Source organism: Calothrix sp. NIES-2100 (assembly GCF_963875285.1).
In the GTDB taxonomy this organism is placed as follows: Bacteria; Cyanobacteriota; Cyanobacteriia; order Cyanobacteriales; family Nostocaceae; genus Aulosira.
Genome location: NZ_CAWNLA010000001.1, coordinates 1,210,277 through 1,233,682 on the forward strand (window position 1 = coordinate 1,210,277; position 23,406 = coordinate 1,233,682).

The window sequence follows — 23,406 nt, forward strand, 5'->3', positions numbered from 1 at the left end:
GCTTATACAGATAAGTCGCTTAATCCTCAGAATCTCTGAATAATTTTCCCTCAATAGATAGATTTTTTGCCTTATTTGTAAAGGTATTTTTCTACCTAATGGAACATAATCAATTTTGGGAATAATAGATCTGTTAACTCCCAATCTACTTTTAGCAGATCACTGTGCAACTTTCTTCTAGTCTCAAGTATTATTTTACATTTTTTCTCGTATTTACCCTTGCCGCTTGCGAACAAGTCCAATCCTACAATAAACGTCCAGCACCTCTACCCCAAGATCCACTTGTTCAGGTTTACTTTAACCATTCCCAGTCCTCGGAATTCAGAGAACCTTACCGTCAGCAGACTCGTCTGGGAGATAATTTAGAACAACAGATTGTCAATGCTATTTCCCAAGCTAAATCTACAGTAGATGTAGCGGTTCAAGAATTGCGTTTACCCAAAGTAGCCCAAGCATTAGCAGATAGACAAAAAGCTGGAGTTAAGGTCAGATTAATTTTAGAAAATACCTATAGCCGTTCTTGGAGTAGCTTTACACCTGATGAAATTAGCAAATTAGAAAAAAGAGAACAGGAACGCTATAACGAATTTCGTAAATTTATCGACATCAACCAAGACAACAAACTCAGCCCAGAAGAGATTAATCAAAGAGATGCGTTAGCGATTGTCCAAAATGCCAAAGTTCCTTGGCTAGATGATCGAGCAGATGGTACAGTCGGTAGCAGTTTAATGCATCACAAATTTGTGGTTGTAGACAATCGGATTGTGATTGTCACTTCTGCCAATTTTACTTTAAGTGATGTATTTGGAGATTTTAGTAATCCCAGTAGTTTAGGAAATGCCAATAATTTCTTACAAATTGACAGCCCAGAATTAGCGTCATTATTTACAGAAGAGTTTAACATCATGTGGGGTGATGGCCCCGGAGGAAAACCAGATAGTCTTTTTGGTGTGAAAAAACCGCTACGTTTACCAAAAACTATCTCTTTAGGAGAAACCAAAATAACCGTACAATTTTCTCCGAACTCTGCTACTCAACCTTGGAGTAGCAGTACTAATGGTTTAATCGGTAATACTTTAGAATTAGCGACAAAATCGGTTGATATGGCATTATTTGTATTTTCCGAACAACAACTTGCTAATATCCTAGAAACTCGTCACCAACAAAATGTCCAAATCCGCACTTTGATTGAACCACAATTTGCTTATCGTCCCTATAGTGAAGCCTTAGATATGATGGGATTTGCTCTCAGTGACGAATGTAAATATGAAGTAGATAATAAACCTTGGCAGAACCCAATTACTAGCGTCGGTGTCCCCACCTTACCCAAAGGAGATTTACTCCATCATAAATTTGCTGTGATTGATGGAAAAACAGTAATTACAGGTTCTCATAATTGGTCAGAAGCTGCCAATAATGGTAATGACGAAACTCTATTAGTGATTGAGAGCAAGACAGTTGCAGCCCATTATGTCCGAGAATTTGCCCGCCTATATACTACTGTCAAACTTGGGTTATCACCTGCCATTCAACAAAAAATTGCCACCGAAGCTAAACAATGTCCTCAAATAAAAGCTCCCACATCAATTCCGAATCAAGCACCAACAAAAGTAAATCTCAATACAGCAACTTTAGAAGAATTAGTCACTCTACCTGGTGTCGGGAAGAAATTAGCACAGCGAATAATTATTACTCGTCAACAGCAAAAATTTAGTTCTTTGCAAGATTTAGAAAAAGTTCCAGGTATTAGTAATAAGATGATTAACAAATGGCAAGACACTGTGACTTGGTAGATGCTAAGCTTTTACACATTAGCATCTATATAAACTAGTGGTTCACCATATAATTTACTTGGTTTGTGAGGAGTTATATCCCCGACTTCTTGTAGAAACCCTCCAGGTGGCTTCCCCAAGGGTAGAAGTCAGGGATATTCCAGAAGTTCGTAGTCAGGACGTGAGTGTTGACTAACTATGTGATTTTGATATCGCCACTCAGATAAAATTTTATATAGTTACTAAATTTCAACTTTGTTCAAGTGCCTAGTACAATTAATTTATTTAAAAACTTCGATCCTCGACCTAGACTAATCGTGGCTATATTTATTGCTGCATTAGTTTCAGTAATACTTCCTCATTGGTTACATTTACCTACCCGTATTCTCTGTGCGTGGAACTCAGGTGCTGACTTTTTTTTAGCCATAACTTGGTGGAAGATGATCAAAGCTACCCCAGAAAAAACCCGCCGTTATGCTGAGAATGAATATGAAGGTCATTTTGCTATATTTATGCTGGTAATTGCTGCCGCTTGTGCTAGTGTGTTAGCGATCGGGTTCTTACTAACTGATAAAAAAGGCGTGTCAGAAATTTTGTTGATTGTACACGTCATACTTTCGATTATGACAATTGTCGGTTCTTGGTTACTGGTGCATACAATGTTTGCCCTACAATATGCACATAGCTATTATCAACATAAGACTCCTAGGAATACTAATACTAGTGGAGAAATAAATGGAGGGTTAGATTTTCCTAATAATGACTATCCAGATTATTGGGAATTTCTCTATTATTCTTTTGTCATTGGCATGACTAGCCAAGTTTCTGATGTGCAGACAACATCTCGCGCTATGAGACGCTTGACTTTACTTCATGGCATATTATCTTTCTTTTTTAACACTACCATTGTAGCAATCACCATTAATATAATTGCTGGATTGATTTGAAAATTTTTTTACTTAACTAAAAATACAGTATCCGGGTTTTGGTGGGCAGGTTTTAATACCATCATTTTTCCCTTGGAAGCAAGTTTTCATCGCGTATTTTATTATTTGTTGCGTAAAATATTGGAAGGATGTTTGCCAAAGTATTGCTGGAAATATTTAGCAAAACGACCAATATTAGAAAACCCATAATCAAGAGCAACAGACGTGATGGTTTTGTTTCCTTCCAGCAACTCCACATGAGCTGCTTCAAGTCTGCAATTTCGCAGGTATTCATTGGGTGAGAAACCGTAATGACGAGCAAAGGCTGCTTGTAGAGAACGACTACTACATTGTATTGCGGCTGCAATCTCCCCGATTGTAAGATTTTGTTTCAAATTTGCTCGGATGTAATCTGCGGCTTCTCGTACACGAGCAATCGAAACTTCTGAAGTTTTTGCGTTACACCCCGTCTCAAGTTTGCGAGCGATCGCACATTCTGAATTCTTGTAAAATGGCCCTTGCACTAAGCTGGAAAAAATCGCCAGTTCTAGATTTTTCACAGCAATTGGATGTCCATTTGTATCAATCAAATTCCATAGAGTCAACACCATTTGGTACAACGAACGACCATAATCACTTGTGCGGTCAAAAACTTGCACCAATTTGGGATTATCAATTTGTTTATCCAGATATTTACTGAGTTCGCTGAAATATCGAAATTCGTCTATGTAAATTGATAAAGCACTGTAGGAAGACACATGCTTGAGGCGTATATGTTCTAAACCCTGCTGTGCAATACACAAATGTTGATTATTAATCAGTAATTCCTCGGAGCCTAATTTGAAGAGATGCTCACCTTCAAAAAAGGTAAAAACAATTTTACCAGGGAGGTTATATCCCTGTGTATAGGTACTCCCAGCTTCCCAGACTACATTGAGGAGGTCAAAGTTTTCTAACTGAGCAAGCCGCCACAGAATTTTATAATCCTTGGCATTGGGTATATGCTTACTGATGGTTGGTAGTAACTTGACATATTGCTCCGGATCAGTTAATTCCAGATTCAAATCCCATACCATACAAACCCCTCAAACAAATCGGTAACACCTTTGTAGCCCATATTACCCTAGCTTGCATCGTTACAATCAGGGATATTAGACATTTTCCGCAACAAATCATTCGCAAATCGGATAGCACAACCCTGGAAATGTAATTTATCTTGAATGAGTAAATAAACACATTCGGTTCGTTCCCTAGATTTCTGGCGTGAAAAAGATGATAGCTATATTCGTGGATCGCCATCCTGATTGTTTCACTAGATAAAGCTGACGACCAATCTTTTAAAGACCAGACTTTTACACAAAACCAAGCATATCTCGATTGATGCTTAATAGCTTAAATACAAGAAGTAAATCTTACACAGAATTAAATGGTTTTACTATCGGATTCATCGACTATAGATAACAGTTTTTCAGGCAATAGAAAATTAGAAGATAAAGAAACTATCTCATTTTCTACTCAGCAACCTTTACAAATGATTGGCTCAATCACCCATTTAATGCTTTATTCTCAACTGCATAGTAAATATAAAATTTCCAGTATTGCCGAGCGATTTGTCCCCAGCTTAATTCACAATCAATTTCGCTACTACGAAATTGATGGTAATCCCATTGGTTTTGTTAACTGGGCATGGCTAACTGATGAAGTTGAGACAAAATTTCTCACAGGCAAATATGTTTTGCGGCTTGATGAATGGAAGGGAGGAAATAACTTGTGTTTTCCGGAATTTATTGCTCCCTTCGGTCATGCTCGTCTAATTATCAAAGATTTACGTAGCAATATTTTCCCCAAAGGAACACCAGCTAAGTCTCTCAAAATAAATCCTGACGGAACTCTAAAAGCCATCTACAAATGGACTGCATAATTCATTTCAAATCAACAGTTTAGCTGAATTTAACTTGTAAATAATAGTAATTTTTTTGGAGGTTTATTGTGGGACAAGTTGTAGATGCCGGAAAAGACTTGTATAACGATGCTGTAGATGCCGGAGAAGATTTATATAACGATGCTGTAGATGGTGGAAAATATATTGCAGATACCTCAGAAGACTTGTATAACGCTGGTGTTAAAGCCGCAAAAAACTTGGTTCGTAAAGAAGGTGGCAATGGTGACGATCATATTGAAATTGATGTTGTCGGTGAAGGTTACGGTAATGGAGGAAATGACACCCTCGAAGCCTATGCACTTTACGTAAAACTAGACGGTGGTTCTGGTAATGACACTATCAAATCTAATTCTGGCGTAAGTAAGCTTTATGGGGGTTCGGGTAATGACTCTATAGAAGCTTGGGGAGCTTATAACTATATTGATGGTGGTTCGGGTAATGACACCATCAAAACCTACGCTGCTTTTAACCAAATCATAGCTGGTTCTGGTAATGACTATGTAGAAGCCTTGGGTGGTAAAAACGTAGCTTATGGTGATGAAGGTAACGACACGATTAAACTATACGGTGGCAAAAACGAAGCTCATGGTTGGACTGGTGATGACCGTATTTATGTTTATGGTGGCTCTAACAAGGTTGTAGCAGAACAAGATAATGACTATGTACAAGCTTGGGGAGGATATAACGATGTAGATCTTGGAGACGGTAATGATAAGGTTTACGCCTACGGTGGTTCAAACAAAATCGTAGCTGGTTCTGGCAATGACTATGTACAAGCCTTGGGGGGATATAACAACATAGATGCTGGAGACGGTGATAATACCGTTAAAGCCTACGGTGGTTATAACAAAATTAAAACAGGTGGTAAGAGTAACTACAATTACATTGAAGCAGATGGCGGCGCTAATAATATAACGGGTAGTTCTAAGGAGACTTATTGGGAAGAGGAAGTGTTGGAATCGGAAGATGTAACTATCTCCATTCCTTCATTGGGAAATCTTACACTGGAACGATATGTATTAGTAGAAAAGCAACTATATGCGGGAAATGATGAAATCATAGCCAATGGTGGAGCAAATATTATCAATGCCAGTTCTGGTGATGACAATGTACAAGCTTGGGGAGGATACAACAATATAGATGCTGGAGACGGTGATAATACCGTTAAAGCCTACGGTGGCTATAACAAAATTAAAACAGGTGGTAAGAGTAACTATAATTACATTGAAGCAGATGGCGGTGCTAATAATATTACGGGTTCTAACTCTGGGGGAACTTATTGGGAAGAGGATGTGGTGGGATGGATAACTGTATCTAGCACAATGAAAGTGCCTGAATTTGGATTAGTACAAAAGCAATATGCCGGAAATGATGAAATCATAGCCTACGGTGGAGCAAATATCATCAATGCCGGTTCTGGAAATAATAAAGTTATTGCTGGTGGTTTAGCTAATGTAATTCAGACGGGTTCGGGTAGTGACTACATCGAAGCTGTTGGTGGAGCTAATGTTATTATCTCTGGCTCTGGCAACGATAAGGTGATTACTGGCGGTTTAGCTAACGCCGTCTACGACTCCGGTGGTAATAATGAAATCTACGGTCTTGGTGGTGGTAACGTTTTTGTCAAAACTGGTGACGGTACTGACATAATGGCTGCTGTCGGTGGACTGAACCTTCTTACCAAGGTTGGTAACGGGAACACTACAATGGTCGCTGCTGGAGCTTACAACGCTCTCACCAAGGTTGGTAACGGTAATGATACAATGGTTTCCCTTGGTATCGGTAGTGCTATTACCAAAGTTGGTGATGGTAGTTCCACAATGGTTAGTGGTGCTTTATATAACATCTTAACTTCTTGGGGTGACAGTAAAGATGTGATGGTAGCTGTCGGTAAAGTTAATGCCATGATCGGTGGTGGCAATAACGATGTCATGATTGCTGCGGGAATGGGTAATATTGCTTTTGGAGACTCGTTGGGAATAGGGTTAAATGGCTTTGGTTCCAGTGAAGTGAACAATGCTGGCAAAGATGCTAAGACAGATCAACTTAATTCTGGAGTAGATGCAAAAAATGCTGGCAATGTCGATGCAACTTTACAGGCGACAGGAAATGATGTAATGGTCGCTCTTGGGCAGTACAATGCCGTTGTTGCTGGCAAAGGTCAAGATATTGTCATTACTGGAGGGTTGTATAACTTTACTTTTGGTGATGACCTGTTTGATCTCAGTTTGTCCGACTTTAGTGGAATCAGTTTGCCCGACATAAAGGCAATAATTCCCGATCTCAACTTTGATGCTATTTGGAATTTCGATGTGCCAGCCATCAAGCTACCTGATGTTAATGTAGCTATCCCTGATTTAACCTTTGATGTTGATTTTGACTTATTTAATGTCGATTTTTCGATACCTGATCTTTCCCTTCCTACTTTTTCCTTACCGGATTTAGGCTTACCTAATTTTTCTTTACCCAATCTATCCTTACCGAATATTTCCCTACCTAATCTATCCTTACCGAATATTTCTTTACCGACTATTTCTCTACCTGATTTATCCTTCCCGACAATTTCTTTACCTGATTTACCAGGGATTGAGCTTCCCAATGTAAGTCTGCCCACACTTTCGTTGCCTAACTTGCCTAAGTTAGCCTTACCCACTTTTTCTATCCCAAACTTATCTTTACCATCTTTACCAAAGATAGATTTACCTGACTTTTCTTTACCTACTTTACCTACATTCTATCTTCCTAGTTTTAGTCTACCGACTGTACCCAGTTTTTCTCTTCCCACTGTATCTGTCCCCAATTTTAATGGATTTTCACTCAACGCATCTCGATATAATTTTGACTTTTTCAACAACAATGGAGATATTCTCTTTACTGCTGGAAAGTTAAACCTAGTCAATGCAGGTTTAGGTGATGACATCTTAGTAAGTGCAGGGGTAAATAATGGTCTGTTGGCTGGAAGTGGCAATGATTTGGTCTTAGGAGCAGGTAAAAATAATTTTATCCTGGCTGGGGATGGGAACGACCTCGTTTTTGCTGCGGGTAAAACTAATCGTGTTTATGGGGGTATGGGATTAGATACTGTGATTACCGCAGGGGAAGAAAATAAAGTTGAGGGAGGAGATGATAGTGACATTCTTGTGGGCTTAGGTAAAAAGAACTCACTTAAAGGTGATGCGGGTCAAGATATTCTCCTAGCAGGGGGTGAATCGAATTCTTTTGATGGTGGTGATGGAAATGATATTATTATCGGTTTTGGTAAGAACAATAAAAAAGTTGAGGGAGGTGCTGGAAATGACTGGATTGTAGCAGGTGGTGAAATTAATGGCATCTATGGTGGCACAGGGAATGATACTATTACCAGCATCGGCAAAGCTAACATTATTTGGGCTGCTGAAGGTAATGATACTGTCTTCGCTGGAGGTTACGGCAATTTCATCTATGCAGATGGTGGTAATGATTTTGTCTTGAGTGTCGGTGCAAGTAATGCGATCGAGTCTGGATCGGGCAACGATACCATCTTGACTGGTGGTGCTAGTAATATCATCCGCACTGGATCTGGTAATGATATCGTCTTGGCTGGTGGTGTAAGTAATGTTATTGATGGGGGTAGCGGCAATGATACCATCTTGGCTGGTGGCGTAAGTAATGTCGTCAGTGCAGGTGACGACAATGATGTCATCTTAGCTGGTGGTGTGACTAATACTATTAATGCTGGATTAGGAAATGACGTTATTTTCAGTGTCGGTCTGAGCGGTAGCATTAATGGCAGCGATGGTAATGACTTTATCATTGGTGGGGGAAGTAACAACACTTTTGACGGTGGAAATAACAGCGATCGCTTGATTCTGTTAGGTAATCAGAACACTTTCAAAGGTTCTCAAGGCAATGATACCTATGTTGTGGGAGGAGACGACATCCTCAATTCTGTAGGCTCTTCTAACAAGCTGCAAACTGCTTTTATTAATAACCTGGGTGATGACACTTCTAAAGATGTCTTACTCTTTGGTGGTCAAACTAATAAAGAAAAAATCCGCTTTCAGCAATCAGGTACATCCGATTTGGAAGTGAGTTTTGTTAATCAATCTACCAATATTATTCTCAAGGATTGGTTTAATGCTGGGGTTAGCCAACGAATCGATACCTTCCAAATTGGTAATAGCGGAGCCAGTTTACAGCAATCTCAAGTCCAGGGATTGGTGAATGCTTGGAGTCAGTTTGATGCTGGTACGCTCAGTTTGGCTAACCTGAATACTACCATTCAATCAACTTGGGCTTAATTGATAGGACATAGTTGACTTGCTGACTATATTGTAGGTTGGCTTGAAGAAGGAGAGCCAACCTACAATGAACTCACTTTACAGCAGTTTTCATGTATTTAGACCGCAATGAAAAGACCTAACCCCCAGCCCCTTCCTTACTAGCGTTGGGGAGAAAATCAAAGCCTCTCTCCTCTTAAGTAGGTCGGCGCAATTAAAGACAACTGGCGAGGTCTGTCATTTGTCATTTGTCATTGGTCATTGGTAAGGGTTTCAAGCATGTTTACATTGCGCAACATAGTTTGGTTTATTCCCGCCGACTTACTTAGGAGAGAGGTTTGTTTGTGGTTCATTTACAGGAAGGTGCTGTAAATTAGTCCTTTGCAACTGATAAACCAAGCACGTCTCGACAAATTTCTAGAACAGTTTTAGCACGAAATGGCTTGGTCATATATAAATCTGCACCGACCTTGCTACCCTGCTGTTTATCGATTTCCTGCCCATTAGCAGTTAGCATAATGATATAAATATCTGGAATTGCTAGTTCATTTTTTACAATATTACAAACTTCCAAGCCTGTCATTTTTGGCATGATGATATCCAGAAACACAAGCTTTGGTTGTTCTGTTTGAATAATTTCCAAGGCTTCTGCGCCATTTTTAGCCATTAATATTTCTACTTCTTCTTTTTCTAAACTCTCAAGTGCCTCTTCAAGTAGTAAACGCACACTAGTTTCATCATCAACAATTAATAATTTATTTTTCATATAAACTCATGATTCTCCTAGTTGTGGAAATTTATTCTAACAACAGAAAATGAAATTTTAGAATGATGATTTTTTATTCTATTAATTTCAATCAATTGATATAGCGATCCAAAACAAGATATGCTTAAGAGCAATTGTGATTACTTGTTAGTGATTTATCTTAGATAAAATTGACTGTCAGATGTGGCACTAATATTTTATCCTTGTGTCTGGAATATGTCTGTCAGTATTTTTAAGGTTGAAGAAACTTTATTCGCGATCGCATTGCTCGTAAGAACTATGACAGCGATCGCATAAATAAACTAAGCATGGGAAATTTTTGTAAATTTTGCCAAAAGATAAGTAGGTCATTGTTAAAAATTGTCCTTATAACCAGCCAGAAGGTAGATAGCATCAGGAAAAAGATTGTTAAGTAAATTTACTTTTCGTTACCAAATAGCAGTTTTTTTGCACCTCCTTACTTAATTAGGAATTACCAATTCTCAAGGTATTTTGCGTAACTGGGATTTCAATACAAAAAGTGGTTCCTTCTCCTGGCTGAGATAAACAACGCAGGAATCCGCCATGCTTCTCGATAATCTGGTGACTAATTGATAGACCTAATCCAGTACCCTTACCACTAGGCTTGGTAGTAAAAAATGGCTCAAATAATCGCTCTTGCAGACTTTCTGGAATACCTGGGCCATTGTCCGTTATTTTAATTTTCAGCCAATTGGAGTTAACTAGCTCAGTAGAAATACGAAGTTGGAAATTATTAGTAGTTTTTCCGGCGACAATTGGCCATTGACAACTGATCATCGACTCTTCTAAAGCATCGATCGCATTAGCAATCAAGTTCATAAATACTTGATTTAGCTGATTTGCATAGCCTTCTACCAAGGGAATGTTGCCATACTCTTTGACGATCTGGATGCCTAAGTTCTTTTGTTTGGGCTTAAGTCGGCTTTGCAGAATCAGTAATGTGCTATCGATTCCTTCGTGAATGTCCACTGGCTTCATCTCCACCTGATCCAAGCGGGAAAAGTTGCGTAAAGATAAAGCAAGTTGGCGCATCCGCCCAACGCCTAAAATCATCGAAGATAGGATTTTGTTGAGGTCTTCGATCAGAAACTCCACATCTAGATTCTCAAGTACAGCTTGAATTTCTGAAACAGGCGGGGAATATTGCTGTTGATAAAGTTGCAACAAATTGAGAAGTTCTTGGGTATATTGTTGAATATGGCTGAGGTTACCGCTAACGTAGTTAATTGGATTGTTGATGTCGTGAGCAACTTCTGCCACCAGATTACCTAGTGAAGACATTTTTTCGCTTTGAATCAGCTTAGTTTGTGTCTGCTGGAGTTCAAAAAGGGTGCGCTGGAGTTGCTGCGCCTGTTCTTGGGCGAGTTGTGCCGCAGCACAGCTTTGGTTGTAAAGTAGAGCTTTGTCGATCGCGCCTGCTGCTTGCAACGCCAAAATACTCAGCAGTTTCCAGTCTTTAGTAGAGTATGCGATCGGCGTTTCATTGCCCATGACAATTGCCCCCATCAGTTGTTTTTTAGACGTTAGGGGTACGCAAATCAAAGAACTCACCCTAGCTGCACAATTAATAAACCTAGGATTGCTAGAGACATTGTTAACTATCTCACCTTCACCTGATTGGAGAATCGTACCGACGATTCCTTGACCCAATTTCAAAGGTTCCCCCCAGGTGTCAACCGGGCCATATCCCCAAAGAATTTTCAGCCCACCTGTGTTGTCATCTAGCCACAAAATTGCACCACTGGTAGACCGAATCAGGTTTCTGGCTTCCTCAATTACCAATTGCGCAATTTCTTTGACATCTAAACTGGCTGTAACTTGTGTGGAGAGGTCTTGAAATAAATCAATTTCTTCATACTTGTCTAACAATTCCTTAGTAACTGCTTTCTTCTCATATTGCTGTTGTGCTAAATAGGAAACTAGAGCAGCAATGCTAGCAGTTTTTTGGTCACCAATTACCCAACCAATAACTTCTTCTGACAACTGCACTGGGTATTTATATGGGCTGACATCATTATTAATGCCGATTAATGGTTTGCCATCTATATCTTCAATGCAGATAGTAGTACCCATCTCCTTTTCGAGTTGAGTGAGGATGGCCAGGAATTCTTTTTGGCTGACTAGCTTGCGGAAATTGATTGGAGTCATCTAAATTTGGCACTACCAGTTCCTAAAATTATGCTTTTCAAACTACTTAGCTGGAGGCAGACTAATAGTCTGGTAAACCCAACAATCAGGGGTTTAGGGAATATTAGCAAATTGAGCAGCCTGGATCGGCTTAGCTTTATTGTTCCCAATTCAGGTACATTTGGTAACACACTTTCCTGCAAATGCCCTGTTTGGCCAATGCCCCATTCTCAAGTTAGATTTTTCAATCATGGCAATCGATGGAAATAAATCATTACACTGAGGTTAGTTGCCTAACTAGGATTGACTGTCCCTCAGAAAAATGACTCAACAAACTCACAGAATTGTGATCCTTGGTGGAGGCTTTGGTGGTCTCTATACTGCCTTGCGCTTGAGCCAGTTACCTTGGGAATCTACGCAAAAACCCGAAATTGTGCTGGTAGATCAAAGCGATCGCTTCCTATTTTCTCCCCTACTCTACGAATTACTCACGGGCGAATTGCAAAGTTGGGAAATTGCCCCTCCTTTCGCCGAACTTTTGCAAAACACAGGTGTACGTTTTTGTCAAGCTGTCGTTGCGGGAATTGATATCGACCAGCAACGGGTTGACTTACAAAATGGGACGGAATTGCCCTATGACCGATTAGTACTAGCGTTAGGTGGAGAAACACCATTAGATTTGGTTTCCGGTGCGACTGACTACGCCTATCCATTCCGCACAATTGCTGATGCTTATCGTTTAGAAGAACGGTTGCGAGCTTTAGAAGAATCCGATGCTGATAAAATTCGGGTGGCAATTGTTGGGGCAGGTTACAGCGGTGTAGAGTTAGCTTGTAAGTTAGCAGATAGATTAGGGGAAAGAGGACGCTTCCGCCTGATAGAAGTTACTGACCAAATTTTACGAACTTCGCCCGAATTTAACCGTGAAGCCGCAAAAAAAGCTTTAGAGTCACGGGGCGTATTTATTGATTTAGAAACCAATATAGAATCTATTGGCAAAGATACAATTTCCTTAGAGTATAAAAATCAAGTAGATACAATTCCTGTAGATTTGGTGATTTGGACTGTAGGCACAAGGGTGAGTTTGGTAGTTAAATCCCTCTCTCTCAAACATAATCAGCGCGGTCAAATCACGACTACACAAACTCTGCAAGTTCTAGATCATCCAGAAATCTTTGCCTTGGGCGATTTAGCCGACTGTGTGGATGCTCAAGGTCAGCAAATCCCCGCTACTGCGCAAGCTGCTTTTCAACAAGCAGATTATACAGCTTGGAATATCTGGGCTTCGCTCACCAATCGCCCCTTACTACCCTTCCAATATCAAAAGTTAGGCGAAATGTTGTCATTGGGTATAGATAATGCTACTCTCACTGGCTTAGGAATTAAGTTAGATGGTTCATTTGCATATCTAGCCCGTCGTCTAGCTTATCTGTATCGATTGCCAACTTTAGATCATCAACTGCGCGTTGGTTTTAATTGGCTAGTCCGTCCTATTATAGAAACGCTTTCTCGGTAGCAAATAGTGCGTAAATATAACTATGCACTCAAGCTCTAATCAGGTAAAATCTCAAATCCAGGACTCAAAAGCATAACATTTTGATGGAACGACCGAAAGTTATTTTTTTAGATGCTGTAGGCACACTCATCGGGGTTAAAGGTAGTGTGGGTGAAGTTTATCGTCAGATAGCGCAGGAATTTGATGTAGAGGTGAGCGCTGATACATTGAATCGAGCATTTATCGAAAGCTTTAAAGCCGCACCACCGCCGATATTTCCCGATGCAGACTCACAAGATATACTCCAGCGGGAATTTGATTGGTGGCGGATAATTGCGCTCAATACCTTTGACAGCGCCGGCGTTCTCAAGCAATTTTCTGATTTTTCGGCTTTTTTTAGCGAACTCTACATTCACTTTGGGACTGCTGAACCTTGGTTTGTCTATCCCGATGTTCTACCAGCTTTGGTAAATTGGCGACGGATGGGAATTGAGTTAGGCGTATTGTCTAATTTTGATTCCCGCATTTACTCGGTGTTGCAAAGTTTGGGATTGCGAGACTTTTTCACCTCCATCACCATTTCTACCCAAGCGCGTGCTGCTAAACCAGATCCGCAAATTTTTGCGATCGCTTTAGAAAAACATAAATGCTCTCCTGAAGCCGCATGGCACATTGGCGATAGTGTGGAAGAAGACTATCAGGGTGCTAAAGCCGCAGGGTTAAGAGGTATTTTGATCAACCGCGAGCAAAAGTCAGCAGTGCTTACTAGTCAATAGTCAATGGTCAATGCTCAATGGTCAATAGTCATTGGTCATTGGTCATTGGTCATTGGTCAAGGGTAACAGAATGCGATCGCTATCTAAGGCATTTTACAGATTTCGCTGTGAGTTAGTTAGAAATTATTGAAACCGAAAAACTCACTTAAGAGATTTCTACCCATAAACTCATCAATCAATTTTCCCCAAGGTCTCTGATACTGCCATCAGGCATAATTGTTTGACAAAAAATAGCATTAGTAAAAACTCTACCCATCCACAATCAGCAAAATCTCATCGCTCGTAAACTTGAGCATAACCTCAGTGAGGATAAAAGTTGTGCGATCGCCTCGATTGAATTATTGTAAAATTTAATTTAAATTGCAAACATTTTTGCTATTTTGTGCATACCCCTTAAGAGGGTCATTGATGAATCAGGAAAAGTTCATTTTTTTATTGACTAACTAGTCAGTCATAAATTATATTGACAATAGTGGTAGCGCAAAAAGCAGCACATCGTTAACCACATCATCTATCGTTACCGCCTAGGACTGGCGGTGGAAAGGAGGATGGATATGTCAACAGATTTGCATTATGAAATACAAGGTACAGGAGAAGCGATCGCCTTAATTCATAGCGGCGGCGCAGATTTACGTGACTGGCAATTTATCGCCCCACAGTTAGCCCAGAAATATCAGGTAATCACCTTCGATGGGCGCGGTGCTGGAGAGTCTCCACCACCTATAGAAGCGGCTAATTATGTGGAAGATTTAACTAGACTTCTCGACCACATAGGTATTGATAAAGTGACTCTTGTGGGACATTCAATCGGCGGACAAATTGCGACCGATTTCGCCCTAACCTATCCCGAGAGAGTATCTAAACTGGTGCTAGTAGCGCCTGGACTCTCAGGCTATGAATTTTCCCAAGAAATGCAACAGCGGTTTGCGCAAATCATGGCTGCTGCGCCCGATGTGGAGAAAATGGTCCAGCTAATGTTAGACGGCTGCATATACAGCACCGTTATGAATAGTCAACAGAGCGAGCTGATGTATGAGATGACAAAGCATAATACACAGCGATACTTTGATTGGAAGAGTTCCGAGCAAATATGGCCGCAACCACCTGCGATCGCCAGATTGCATGAGCTTGCAGTCAAGACTTTATTTATCATTGGTACAAAGGACAGCAAAGACCTCTTCGCGATCGCAGAGTTATTCCAGCAGGTTCCTGATATCCGCTTTGTCCAGATTGATGGTGCGGATCACATGCCGACGTTGACTCACCCGAATGAGCTGTACAGTCTGATCGGCAACTTTCTCAACGACTGAAGACAAAAATGCCCCGTACCCCAGCCGAAAACGAACGCATCCGTCGCGCCACTAGAGAACAAATCCTCAAAGCAGCAATGGATTTGTTCTTAGACAAAGGCTATCACGCCACATCCATTGATGATGTTGCTAAGAAAGCGAAGATATCAAAAGGACTTCTTTATCATTACTTTAAAGGTAAAGAGGATCTAATTGCAGCTATGGTTGATGTCCGACTCAACGATCTGTTGGTTGTGATGGAGGCGGCGGCGGCAAAACAAACCCCTACTGAGCAAATCCGGCACATCGCCGAAGGTGCTTTAGAAGATGTCCGCCGACAACCTGAAGTCTTCCGTTTCTACCTCAACCTTTTTACCCAACCCAGACTCGATCCGGTTGTCGCTAAATACAGTCAGAAGTTGATGGATGAACAAGCAAAGCAGTTTGAAATTCAAACTGAGATGTTCACAAAGCTGGGGGTGGCAAATCCTAGGAAGAGATCCATTTACTTTTCCTCAACCTTACAGGGCATTATGCTGATGTTTTCGACTTATCCCGATAGTTTTCCGCTAGATGAGGTCAAAGCCCAGGTAATCGAAGAGTTTTGTGGTGGCGAATTGCGGGTCTGACCCCTCAATGGCAATATAATATGTAATGGTTTTTAGGGATAAAGGGTAAAGGTTAAAGGGGAAAGGTTTTTCCCTTTAAAGACCATTACCAATCAAAATAAAAGGTGCCCAATAGAAGGGATGACTAAATTCATTTTCATGTGATGTTTTAGCAGAGCCTGAATAATTACCTGTAATTAAGGCTATTTGGGCTTTTTGTAAGGCTTCGGCTTTGGTTAAATTCCCTGAGCGCAATCCTTGATAAAATACATTCATTAAAGCCTGTGTTCCGCCATCAGATACAGGCCACAATGAAGCAATAGATGCCTTGGCTCCTGTAAGTTGAATCTGGTATCCTAAACCCAGAATTTCTTGACCATTACCTAATTTACCTCCCAAGGCTGTTTGACAAGCACTCAACACTACTAAATCAACGTTTGGTAAAGACCAATTTTCTATATCTCGCAGCGTTACACGTTCTCCATCCCCAAACAAAATAAAGGAATCTTCAGGGCTATCTTTTACTAGCAGTCCATGAGTTGCCAAATGCACAATTTTGTAATCGTTCATTTGGGGGATTGTAGCTGAAGGGCTAAACAGTTTATCTAATAGTATCTTAGTACCGGGAATTGTCTTGGCTAAGTTGTCTACTTCTTGTTTAGCAAACTGTAATCCCTGAAACTCTTCTGCTCGATTGGCTAATTTGATTGTATAATCGCCTTGTGTAAAAGCAGCTGCTAAAACATTAATATTTTTTTCGGTTTGGTTGTCGAATTTGGTGAGGCTGGCAGATGTAATGTTATTCACCACAAATCTTTGTGCTAGCCACTCTTTACCATCAAATAATCCTGCTAAGGGAATGTATCTTAATTGCCCATCTGGAGCATAAATAATTGATTTAGCATCGGCTTGTTTTAAATCATTTTCTATAGGCTTAATTAGCCAGCTATACAATTTAAATGCTGGCTCTTGAATATTTTTATGAGGAACTTGTATTGTTCGCCGATACTCCTGAATTGTTGTATTTAACTCTTCCTGTTTTACTGGTACTGTGCGATGAATGGGTGGTGCGTCTGCTGTGACGATGACTAATTCTAATCTATCTTCTAAAACCAAGGGATATAGTAATACTGCTTTTTTATTTAACTGTCGCAAATTATCCCGCAAAGAATTGAGTTGTCGTAAACTGAGATTTTCTTGACTAGATGTTACAGATAATTGCTGAACCAATGCTACTACAGCAGGACTTTTGAGAAATTTGTTAAATTCAGCAGTACTTTCCTGCTCAAGTTTTACTAGTTCTGCAATCCGCTTTTCTTGAGTCGATGTGCGTTCTTTAGGATTAATTTTCCGGATATTGGTAAGTTCTTTACCCAGAAGAATTACTTTATCTTGAATGGCGCTGTATTTCTGCGAGATTTCTTGTTCTTGCGGTTTTAAGGGTAAGTTTTGTGGTGGCTGAGAATCGTTATTAGCTATTCCTCTTTGAGTATTAGCTACTTTCTGATTACTACCACGAGTATTACCCATAAAATCTTGTACTTCTTGTATTTTCAATAAATCTAAAACTTGTTGCGCTTCCGCTGAACGGTTTTGCTTGAGTAATAAATCTGCTAATCGGCGGTATCTTTCAGAAACAGTTTCCGTATAGGCTTTTTGGATATCGCTAGGGACAACTCGCAAATTTTTACGGATAGTTTCGGTAATATTTACTGATTGTTTGTAGAAGGCGATCGCCAATTGTGGTTGATTTTGTCGTGCTAGCACATCGCCTAAGTACTTTAGTGTAGCAGCTTCACTAACTTTATCGCTCACTTCCCGATGTATGGCTAAGGCTTGCTGATATAAGCTTGTAGCTTTTTCATTCTGATTTTGCTGTTGGTAAATCTGTCCCAGATTGCTCAGGGTGACACCTTCACCAGTGCGTAGACGCGAAGCGGCTTGTCGCAAGACATCGCCTACTGCTTTATAATTAGCCAAAGCCTGCTGATTTGACTCTATCGCTGGGTTATACTTCCCTGTATTGGTGTAGACACGTCCAATATTATTCAGGGTTACAGCAATCCCTTGGGGATATTTATTTTCTTGGTAGATAGCTAAAGCCTGTTGATATAGCTTGAGTGCTTGTTCATTGTTACCTTGGCTAAAATAAATTTGTCCGATGTTATTCAGGTTTAGTGCTTCGCCTTGAAACTGAAAAGAATCTTTACCAAAAGCATCACCAACATTAGCGCGACTGCTAACTTGTTGCAAAGCCTGAGGATTTTGTCCTAGTGCATCGTAGAGTAACTGGATATCTTTTTTATTTGTTCCCTTGTACTCACCAGTACGGAATTTTTTGTAAATATTTGCGGATTTTTCGGCAAGTTCTAAAGATTTTTGATATTGTCCTAAGCTAAAGAAAGCACCTGCAAGATTATTCAAAATTGCTGCTTCTGTACCATAAAAGCAAGTTGATTTTTGTTGATAACAGAAGTCTTGAATTGGGGTTAACGCTTGTTGATAAGCTTCTAGCGCCTGAGTGTAGTTACCCAAATTGATGTAAACAACGCCAATATTATTCAAAGTCTCAGCACTACCAACGCGATCGCTGTTAGCTTTGTAGATTGCTAAACTTTGCTGATAAAGCTCTAAAGCCTTTTGATACTGACCCATTCTAAAGTATACTGCCCCAGTATCCGCAAGCAGACTTTTTTGACTGGTACCATAACTCGAATCATTGGGGTTAGCAACTTGCAATTCTTTAAGAATCTTTAAGGTTGATTGATAAGCTTCTAATGCCTTAGGATACTGACCTAAATTTGTGTAAATTTCTCCTATATAAGAGAGAGGTATCCATTCATTTTGGCGATCGCCTGTTTGTTTGCGAATAGCTAAAGACTGTTGCAAAAAGTCCAACGCCTTGGTGTATTCTCCCTGACGCAAATAAACGTAGCCAATATTGGTAAGGCTGTTAGCAACGCCAGCTTTAGCATTGTATTTTTTGAAAATAGCCAACGCCTGCTGAAACAGTTCTAACCCTGCTTGTAAGTCATCTAAACCGACTAAATCTTTATATACCAACCCTTCACCATTATTGTTTAAGGTAATTGCTTCTGTAATTTTTTCTTCAGCGGTAGGTGTTGGTGCTTGGGCGAGAACTGCGGCTGAACTATTATATAGTAAGGACGGAGCAGCTAATGTCAGCAGGATGGTGACAGTAATTAAACGTAGTTGCATAAGTAAAATTTTTATATTCATTACTTAACATAACTCTAGTATCCTTGTGGGGAATTAAAAATTCAAAAAACTTTTATGAGCAAATTATGCAAAACTTAGAAATGCGATCGCCAAACTTACTTTGGTGAAAGCAAAACTAAGTTTTGCTTATACTTTTATCAAAGTATTGAAGTAAAACTTATGTATACCAAAGTCACACTTAACTTTGGCAAAGGACAAACTTAGTTTTATTTATATTTTTCTGAAATTTTGAAAAAAAAACTTATGAATGCCAACACTTAACTTACTTTGGCAAAGGCTAAACTAGCTTTTATTTATACTTTTATCAAATGCTGAAAGCAAAATTTAGAAATGCCAACGTCAAACCTACATGTGCTGATGCATTGCTGGCAATTATCTAAAGTAGGGGTATGCTGCTCATGGTTCATCGCATAAGTTTTGACGAGTTCGTAGTCAGCACATTAGTGCTTGGTGAATTCAGGACTAAACTGACTACGAATTTATTTACCCCCTCATAATTAATGCAATGAACCATTAGTCAATAGACGAATGGCAAAAGTGCTTCAATCTGCTTACTTAGGCGCACGGAAGCCAGCCTTTTCCGCAGTTGCTGTATCTTTAAAGCAGATATCTGGTTTCACTTTTGCATAATCAGGCGACTTAGCAAGGTGGTAGATATTACCTCGTTTTTTAGTAATATTACCTTTGATAGGTGCATTGCTAGGACAAGTAGTTTCACCTTGGGGTTTAACGCCTAACTTTTGTGCTTCTGCGGGAATCACAGCAGTAGTTGCAGATGTGGAAGTTGCACCATTCGCAGTAGGCTTAACTTGAGATACCGCAGTTGGTTTTTCGGGGTTGGTAGTAGCAGATTCTTCAGTTTTTTTACTACAACTAGCTAACATTAAAACACTTAATAATGTCAGTCCGATTCCCAATTTACGTAGTTTAATTTTGGTTTTCATTGAATATTCACTGCCAAAAAATTAAGTGATGTCTTTAAAAGAGTGAGATCACACTTAGAGGTTATTTGAAAAGTGCTTGGCTGGTTTTATCCAACTGTAACTTGGTCGGTAGTCACATCGGTAGCACCACTAACTCCGCTAGCAATTTGAACCATTTGATCCAAAATATCTTGAGAGGGGACTGATCCTTTTAAAACTACTGTACTTCCTGTCTGAGCGACGTAGAGTGTATCAATATCATCGAAACTAGAATCTACATCAAAAGCAAGAGCCACTCTTTTTGCTAAACCACTTTGATCGTATTCCCCATTCAGTCCCACTCTTTCTAGAGGAGTGGTTTCACCTTCAGCAGAGTTCTCAGCCACTAAACTCGGCTCAGGGTTCACTTGAGCATCTTCTGGTTTCTCCATCCCAAAGAGTCTTTGTAACCAGCCCATAATTGTATTTTCTCCAATGCTAAATCTCGAATTTACGCAAGTAGTTTAACTTGTTTTGGATTTAGATTGATTGTACCTAATATCATCCAAATGAATGTTGAAAAAATTATATATATACTCGCTAGCGTGCAGATATCGTAATTACGAAATACTTAACTTAAGTAAGTAGGTGCAATTAAACCGAACTATGTAAAGTTTTGTAGGGGGAAAGGTTTATTTTCTATTTTATTATATTCAGTTTATACAAAATATCTATGGCAAAATAAAAATAATTAAATAAAACTTATGAGAAACAACAAATTTGAGTTGATTGCTAAGGTCAACAGTCAACAGTCAACAGTTTAATGACCATTGACCATTGACCAAAAATATATGAGACGCAGCCTTAGTTGTGCGATATTAGTGAACGATCGCACTCAGGGTATTAAAGAATCCGGGGTAGGAAATCGCTGCTGCTTCCGCACGGTGAATTGTCGTGATCCCAGTGGCGACTAAAGCGGCGATCGCTAAACTCATGGCAATGCGATGATCTGTATGGCTATCTACATCAGTACCCACTAATGGAGTACCGCCTGTAATTTCCATTCCATCGGGTAGTTCGCTGACTTTTGCGCCCATTTTATTGAGTTGCTGGGCCATGACAGTAATGCGATCGCTTTCTTTGACTCTTAACTCAGCTGCATCGCGGATAATTGTTGTTCCTTCGGCAAATACAGCTGCTACTGCCAAAATCGGAATTTCATCAATCATTCTCGGTATAATATCACCTGCGAGCGTGCAACTTGTTAAACTACTGGAACGCACTCTGATATCAGCTACTGGTTCACCGGCTACTTCTCGCTGATTTTCCAGTTGAATATCTGCTCCCATCAATGCTAAAGCTTCTAAAATCCCGGTGCGGGTGGGATTAACGCCGACATTTTCTACTACTAATTCTGAACCTGGGACAATTGCGCCAGCTACTAACCAAAAGGCTGCTGAACTAATATCACCAGGGACTATTACTTTTTGTCCATAGAGTTGGGCTGGCCCGGTAATTGTGACGCTGTTAGTTTCAGTGTCTACACTTAGTTCTGCCCCAAACGCCCGTAACATTCTTTCACTATGATCGCGGGAAAGGGCTGGTTCAGTCACAGTAGTTTTTCCCTCAGTAGTCAAACCAGCAAGTAGAATACAAGATTTAACTTGCGCCGAAGCGATGGGGGAATGATAGTGAATTGGTTTGAGAGCTTGTCCAGCAATAGCTAGGGGTGCGAGAGAATTTCCTTTACGTCCCCAAATTTGTGCGCCCATTTCTTGCAAAGGTTTAACTACGCGGGACATGGGACGCGATCGCAAAGAACCATCGCCTGTTACGCTAAAAAAGCGCCCTGGATGGGATGCCAAAAGTCCCAACATCAGACGCAGTGTAGTGCCAGAATTTCCAGCATTCAATACGTCAACTGGTTCTTGTAAATTCCCCAGCCCAATACCTTTAACTCGGACTAAATCCGTATTTAGTTCCGAAATTTCCGCGCCCATTGCTTGAAAACACAAAGCAGTGCTGCGTGGGTCTTCTCCTAAAAGAAGACCTTGTATTTCCGTTTCACCTTGGGCTATAGCACCCAACATCAAAGCACGATGAGATATAGACTTATCACCTGGAACCCGGATACGACCTTGCAGGGATAGCCCAAAGGGAGGTCGCTGGATAATTAACTTCTGTGAAAGATCTGTTTGCGTTTCTTGGGTTATAACAGCAGCCGACATTAGTATACACTGGCTTTTGAATACACCGGAAGTATATAAGCTACTGCGTGTACCGCAGTTGTTGACTTCCTCCCTAGTATCCTATCGCCTTTTGCTCGATGAAACTTAATTAAATCTACCAAAAGTGGTCAATGGTCAATGGTCAATGGTCAATGGTCATTAGTCATTAGACTCTGGACTCTGGACTATTGACTTTGATACAAGCTACAAAAATTGTTGCTCTTGTGTTTCAGTAAATACTCCAGTTATATTAATTCGGGAATCTAAAGATTATTTACAATATATTCAATAAATTTACTTTGAAATTAGCTTTCCGGATAAAAATCGCTGTTTTTGCTTTTTAAATTCGTACACTAACTATTTTCATATTTATTTATCTGGCTTACCAAATAAGCAGATTCAGTTAATATCTAAGCATGTTTTACTGTTAGTTTCCGATCCTGGCCTATTAGAGACCCTGGTGTTGATTTGTTTTTGTTCAATAGCTTTTAGCCCTTATCGCTCCCATGCTGACCCATCACCGCAAGCCTGTGTGCTTATCACTTATTTCCACCGACCTACCAGTCTGGTCTGTGGTGGAAACTGCCGGAACATTGTATCAAAAAGATACTGACCGCTTTCATTTACTGTTGACTGCACCGCCTTTAATTAGCTGCGAAATAGTAAATTCCCAAAATCCAGAGGACAAGCCTCCCCAAAAAAGGAGTAATGCTTATGCACCCAGCAGTCCTAGGATTTTGTGGCTGGAGATTTCCCCATACCGGGTAATCATGACCATGCAAGGTAACGCTCAAGTGAGTTATCGTCACTTCTGGGAACAGGGTGTTTATGGTGTTAGTCGTTACTGGTTACCAACTGAGTCATTACAACCTAGCGATCCTATCCGTCTGCGGAATTTCACAACTGCTATGGTTCTTACTGGACAATCTTTACCAGAGCATTTGCGGATAGAATACGAATTGTGGGCTGAAAAAGTCCAATTGGGATGCTACATCCTCAATTTGGAAATCAAACACTAATCCCAAATTTACCATCACCCTCACTCAATCAAAAAT

The 23,406-nt window shown here is 40.1% G+C and carries 16 protein-coding genes; 9 read left to right on the plus strand and 7 right to left on the minus strand.

Annotation, left to right across the window (positions count from 1 at the left end; all coding sequences use genetic code 11):
- The first annotated feature begins 164 nt into the window (after window positions 1-164).
- Both AACU32_RS04965 and AACU32_RS04970 read left to right on the plus strand, forming a co-directional pair.
- A complete protein-coding gene (locus AACU32_RS04965) occupies window positions 165-1,793 on the plus strand; it encodes a phospholipase D-like domain-containing protein (protein ID WP_096598392.1) in 1,629 nt (542 codons plus the stop codon).
- A 296-nt stretch (window positions 1,794-2,089) separates the two neighbouring features.
- Complete coding sequence (locus AACU32_RS04970) at window positions 2,090-2,719, plus strand: DUF1345 domain-containing protein (RefSeq protein ID WP_339377521.1); 630 nt, start codon at window positions 2,090-2,092, stop codon at window positions 2,717-2,719.
- Between the two features lie 101 nt (window positions 2,720-2,820).
- On the opposite strand, the gene AACU32_RS04975 is transcribed toward AACU32_RS04970, so the two are convergent.
- Window positions 2,821-3,774, minus strand: a complete 954-nt coding sequence (locus AACU32_RS04975; protein ID WP_096598394.1) for a helix-turn-helix transcriptional regulator — start codon at window positions 3,772-3,774, stop codon at window positions 2,821-2,823.
- A gap of 350 nt (window positions 3,775-4,124) precedes the next feature.
- Between AACU32_RS04975 and AACU32_RS04980 the strand changes: the two genes are divergently transcribed.
- Both AACU32_RS04980 and AACU32_RS04985 read left to right on the plus strand, forming a co-directional pair.
- The gene (locus tag AACU32_RS04980) at window positions 4,125-4,619 is read left to right on the plus strand and encodes a toxin-activating lysine-acyltransferase (RefSeq protein ID WP_096598396.1); all 495 of its coding nucleotides are present in this window, start codon (window positions 4,125-4,127) and stop codon (window positions 4,617-4,619) included.
- Window positions 4,620-4,687: 68 nt separating this feature from the next.
- On the plus strand, window positions 4,688-8,920 hold the full coding sequence (locus AACU32_RS04985; RefSeq protein ID WP_096598398.1) for a calcium-binding protein: 4,233 nt from the start codon (window positions 4,688-4,690) through the stop codon (window positions 8,918-8,920).
- A gap of 352 nt (window positions 8,921-9,272) precedes the next feature.
- Here the strand turns inward: AACU32_RS04985 and AACU32_RS04990 are convergent, their stop codons facing one another.
- Window positions 9,273-9,665, minus strand: coding sequence for a response regulator (locus tag AACU32_RS04990; protein ID WP_096598400.1), 393 nt, complete (start codon window positions 9,663-9,665; stop codon window positions 9,273-9,275).
- Between the two features lie 465 nt (window positions 9,666-10,130).
- Window positions 10,131-11,834, minus strand: coding sequence for a GAF domain-containing sensor histidine kinase (locus AACU32_RS04995; RefSeq protein WP_096598402.1), 1,704 nt, complete (start codon window positions 11,832-11,834; stop codon window positions 10,131-10,133).
- A gap of 301 nt (window positions 11,835-12,135) precedes the next feature.
- Here AACU32_RS04995 and AACU32_RS05000 point away from each other — a divergent pair, with 301 nt between their 5' ends.
- From AACU32_RS05000 to AACU32_RS05015, 4 genes are all read left to right on the plus strand, one after another.
- Complete coding sequence (locus AACU32_RS05000) at window positions 12,136-13,329, plus strand: NAD(P)/FAD-dependent oxidoreductase (RefSeq protein WP_096598404.1); 1,194 nt, start codon at window positions 12,136-12,138, stop codon at window positions 13,327-13,329.
- A gap of 83 nt (window positions 13,330-13,412) precedes the next feature.
- On the plus strand, window positions 13,413-14,084 hold the full coding sequence (locus AACU32_RS05005; RefSeq protein WP_096598406.1) for an HAD-IA family hydrolase: 672 nt from the start codon (window positions 13,413-13,415) through the stop codon (window positions 14,082-14,084).
- Window positions 14,085-14,638: 554 nt separating this feature from the next.
- Complete coding sequence (locus AACU32_RS05010; protein WP_096607863.1) at window positions 14,639-15,394, plus strand: alpha/beta fold hydrolase; 756 nt, start codon at window positions 14,639-14,641, stop codon at window positions 15,392-15,394.
- 8 nt (window positions 15,395-15,402) lie between these two features.
- Entirely contained in the window at window positions 15,403-16,002 is a 600-nt protein-coding gene (locus AACU32_RS05015; protein ID WP_096598408.1) for a TetR/AcrR family transcriptional regulator, read from the plus strand.
- 75 nt (window positions 16,003-16,077) lie between these two features.
- Here the strand turns inward: AACU32_RS05015 and AACU32_RS05020 are convergent, their stop codons facing one another.
- The 4 genes from AACU32_RS05020 to aroA all read right to left on the minus strand — a co-directional run bounded on the left by AACU32_RS05020 (window position 16,078) and on the right by aroA (window position 22,351).
- Window positions 16,078-19,200: a CHAT domain-containing protein gene (locus tag AACU32_RS05020; RefSeq protein ID WP_096598410.1), complete on the minus strand. Its 3,123-nt coding sequence runs from the start codon at window positions 19,198-19,200 to the stop codon at window positions 16,078-16,080.
- Between the two features lie 572 nt (window positions 19,201-19,772).
- Window positions 19,773-20,165 carry a sunset domain-containing protein gene (locus AACU32_RS05025; protein ID WP_096598412.1) on the minus strand — a complete coding sequence of 131 codons (393 nt, stop codon included), beginning with the start codon at window positions 20,163-20,165 and terminating at the stop codon, window positions 19,773-19,775.
- 86 nt (window positions 20,166-20,251) lie between these two features.
- The gene (locus AACU32_RS05030) at window positions 20,252-20,602 is read right to left on the minus strand and encodes a BON domain-containing protein (RefSeq protein WP_096598414.1); all 351 of its coding nucleotides are present in this window, start codon (window positions 20,600-20,602) and stop codon (window positions 20,252-20,254) included.
- Between the two features lie 399 nt (window positions 20,603-21,001).
- Window positions 21,002-22,351, minus strand: a complete 1,350-nt coding sequence (aroA, locus tag AACU32_RS05035) for a 3-phosphoshikimate 1-carboxyvinyltransferase (protein WP_096598416.1) — start codon at window positions 22,349-22,351, stop codon at window positions 21,002-21,004.
- Window positions 22,352-22,857: 506 nt separating this feature from the next.
- Here aroA and AACU32_RS05040 point away from each other — a divergent pair.
- On the plus strand, window positions 22,858-23,370 hold the full coding sequence (locus AACU32_RS05040; RefSeq protein ID WP_096598418.1) for a hypothetical protein: 513 nt from the start codon (window positions 22,858-22,860) through the stop codon (window positions 23,368-23,370).
- Window positions 23,371-23,406 lie beyond the last annotated feature (36 nt).

Excerpts from the sequence above, each read along its gene's own strand:
- AACU32_RS04975 (WP_096598394.1), bottom strand. The coding sequence starts at position 3,774 with ATGGTATGGGATTTGAATCTGGAATTAACTGATCCGGAGCAATATGTC.
- AACU32_RS04980 (WP_096598396.1), top strand. The coding sequence starts at position 4,125 with ATGGTTTTACTATCGGATTCATCGACTATAGATAACAGTTTTTCAGGC.
- AACU32_RS04990 (WP_096598400.1), bottom strand. The coding sequence starts at position 9,665 with ATGAAAAATAAATTATTAATTGTTGATGATGAAACTAGTGTGCGTTTA.
- AACU32_RS04995 (WP_096598402.1), bottom strand. The coding sequence starts at position 11,834 with ATGACTCCAATCAATTTCCGCAAGCTAGTCAGCCAAAAAGAATTCCTG.
- AACU32_RS05000 (WP_096598404.1), top strand. The coding sequence starts at position 12,136 with ATGACTCAACAAACTCACAGAATTGTGATCCTTGGTGGAGGCTTTGGT.
- AACU32_RS05005 (WP_096598406.1), top strand. The coding sequence starts at position 13,413 with ATGGAACGACCGAAAGTTATTTTTTTAGATGCTGTAGGCACACTCATC.
- AACU32_RS05010 (WP_096607863.1), top strand. The coding sequence starts at position 14,639 with ATGTCAACAGATTTGCATTATGAAATACAAGGTACAGGAGAAGCGATC.
- AACU32_RS05015 (WP_096598408.1), top strand. The coding sequence starts at position 15,403 with ATGCCCCGTACCCCAGCCGAAAACGAACGCATCCGTCGCGCCACTAGA.
- AACU32_RS05020 (WP_096598410.1), bottom strand. The coding sequence starts at position 19,200 with ATGCAACTACGTTTAATTACTGTCACCATCCTGCTGACATTAGCTGCT.
- AACU32_RS05025 (WP_096598412.1), bottom strand. The coding sequence starts at position 20,165 with ATGAAAACCAAAATTAAACTACGTAAATTGGGAATCGGACTGACATTA.
- AACU32_RS05030 (WP_096598414.1), bottom strand. The coding sequence starts at position 20,602 with ATGGGCTGGTTACAAAGACTCTTTGGGATGGAGAAACCAGAAGATGCT.
- aroA (WP_096598416.1), bottom strand. The coding sequence starts at position 22,351 with ATGTCGGCTGCTGTTATAACCCAAGAAACGCAAACAGATCTTTCACAG.
- AACU32_RS05040 (WP_096598418.1), top strand. The coding sequence starts at position 22,858 with ATGCTGACCCATCACCGCAAGCCTGTGTGCTTATCACTTATTTCCACC.